Source organism: Pseudomonas sp. HMWF006, assembly GCF_003061205.1.
In the GTDB taxonomy this organism is placed as follows: Bacteria; Pseudomonadota; Gammaproteobacteria; order Pseudomonadales; family Pseudomonadaceae; genus Aquipseudomonas; species Aquipseudomonas monsensis.
Map to the genome: position 1 here is coordinate 1 of NZ_QAIU01000427.1, position 2,216 is coordinate 2,216.

A 2,216-nucleotide genomic window follows, 5' to 3' on the forward strand; every position below is an offset into this window, starting at 1 on the left:
AGCGTAGCGACCGTTTGGCGCAGCCAAACACATCGAGAGGAGGTGCAGCGAAGCAAACCGGAGGCGATGCCCCCCGGATAGATCCCGGAGCGAAGGGACCCGAGCCACGGCGAGGGCCGAACGTCAGGGTAAAGCCTTTTTGGTTACTTTTTCGGCGTTTGGAAAAAGTGACCCGCCGTAAGGGCGGAACCCTAATCAGCAACACCCGCAGAAACGGATACGCCCCCAATCCAAACATTGACCCATCCCCACACCATGCGTAGCCTTGCGCTTTCGAGGTTCTTCGGCACATGCCGAAGCTAAGAAGGGAACGCGGTCAAAGCCGCGGCTGCCCCCGCAACTGTGAACGGCGAAGTTCGCTGCCACGCCACTGCCAGCTCGATCAAAGAGCCAGCGGGAAGGCGCAGCGAATGCCAGGCCAAGCCTGAACGCCGTCAGCCAGGAGACCTGCCTCGTCACAGATTCTCACTACAACCGGGCGGGGTGATCCGGTGGCGAACGCTTCCGGCGCGCATGCGCGTTGCCGGTTCTCGTCCCGTATGCCCGCCGCTTTGCCAAAGGGCATACCGATGAAAACACTGGCCAAACTCCCCGTCACCATCGTTACCGGCTTCCTCGGTTCGGGCAAAACCACGCTGCTGCGGCACATGCTCGACAACGCCCAGGGCCGTCGTATCGCGGTGATCGTCAACGAGTTTGGCGAGTTGGGCATCGACGGCGAAATCCTCAAGCAATGCACCATCGGTTGCACCGAAGAAGAAGCCACCGGCCGGGTCTACGAACTGGCCAATGGCTGCCTGTGCTGCACCGTTCAGGAAGAGTTCTTCCCGGTGATGCGCGAACTGGTGGCCCGTCGCGGCGATCTCGACCATATCCTCATCGAAACTTCCGGGCTGGCCCTGCCAAAACCGCTGGTGCAGGCTTTCCAGTGGCCGGAAATCCGCAGCGCCTGCACTGTTGATGCGGTGATCACCGTGGTCGACAGCCCGGCCGTGGCCGCCGGCACTTTCGCTGCGTTCCCGGATCAGGTCGATGCTCAGCGCAAACTCGATCCGAACCTCGATCATGAATCGCCGCTGCACGAACTGTTCGCCGATCAACTGGCCAGCGCTGACCTCGTCATTCTGAACAAAGCCGACCAGACCAGCCCTGAAGATCTGGCGCGTGTACGCGCTGAAGTCGCCGAAGAACTGCCGCCGGCGGTGAAAATCATCGAAGCGAGCAACGGTCGTCTGCCGCTGGACGTGCTGATCGGCCTCGGCGCAGGTTCCGAAGAACACATCGACAGCCGCCACAGCCATCATGATCACCACCATGGTGAAGGCGATGACGACCACGATGACCATGATCACGACGCCTTCGATTCGATCTCCATCGAACTGCCGCAAGCCGACGAAAGCCTGCTGCTCGACGCCCTGACGCAACTGGTGGTCAAGCACGGCATCCTGCGTGTCAAAGGTTTCGCCGCCATTCCGAACAAGCCAATGCGCCTGCTGATTCAAGGCGTGGGCACGCGTTTCGACAAGCATTTCGACCGTCAGTGGGGCGCCGATGAAGCGCGCGTCACCCGTCTGGTACTGATCGGTCAGGAGCTCGACGCCGCACAACTCGAAGCGCAACTGCGCGCCGCGCTCAGCGTTTAAACCATGCACCTGCTCAGGACCCAGCCCGGCGGTTTCGTGTCGGATGACAACATCGCCGACCTTGGCCAAACCCCCGCCGAGCTGGTGATCCTGTGCAGCGGCGATTCCAGCCTGGCGCTGCTCGCCGAAGCCGCGCAGCAGTTGCCCGAGGATTACCCGAGCCTGCGTCTGGCCAACCCGATGCAGGTGCAGAATCACGCGTCGGTCGATCTGTACGTCGACGAGGTGTTACGCCACGCCAAGGTGATTTTGATCTCGCTGCACGGCGGCATCGCTTATTGGCGCTACGGCGTCGAGCGGCTGGTCGAGCTGTCGGAGCGCGGCGTGCAGGTGATTCTGGTACCGGGCGATGATCGCCCCGACCCGGAGCTCAGTGACCTGAGCACCGTGCCCGCCGAAGATCGCGACCGCCTCTGGCAGTTCCTGCGTCAGGGTGGCCTGGGCAATGCGCTGGATTTCTTTCATTGCCTGGCCAACCGCTGGCTCGCCCGTGATTACCTGTGGGGCGAGCCGCAAGCCTTGCCGCGTACGGCGATTTATCACCCGGACAAAACCAGCGCCGCACTGGCTGAC

General features: G+C 62.2%; 1 protein-coding gene, 1 pseudogene and 1 riboswitch. The gene and the pseudogene both read left to right on the forward strand.

The features are described from left to right. Positions 1-259 precede the first annotated feature (259 nt). Positions 260-470, forward strand: a riboswitch (cobalamin riboswitch). 99 nt (positions 471-569) lie between these two features. Then, positions 570-1,643: a cobalamin biosynthesis protein CobW gene (gene cobW / locus DBR24_RS17945; protein ID WP_034154301.1), complete on the forward strand. Its 1,074-nt coding sequence runs from the start codon at positions 570-572 to the stop codon at positions 1,641-1,643. A 3-nt stretch (positions 1,644-1,646) separates the two neighbouring features. Next, a pseudogene (locus tag DBR24_RS32660) lies at positions 1,647-2,216 on the forward strand (cobaltochelatase subunit CobN); the annotation flags it as partial.

What these genes read in the sequence shown, in the direction of transcription:
- cobW (WP_034154301.1), top strand. Translation starts at nt 570, where the DNA reads ATGAAAACACTGGCCAAACTCCCCGTCACCATCGTTACCGGCTTCCTC.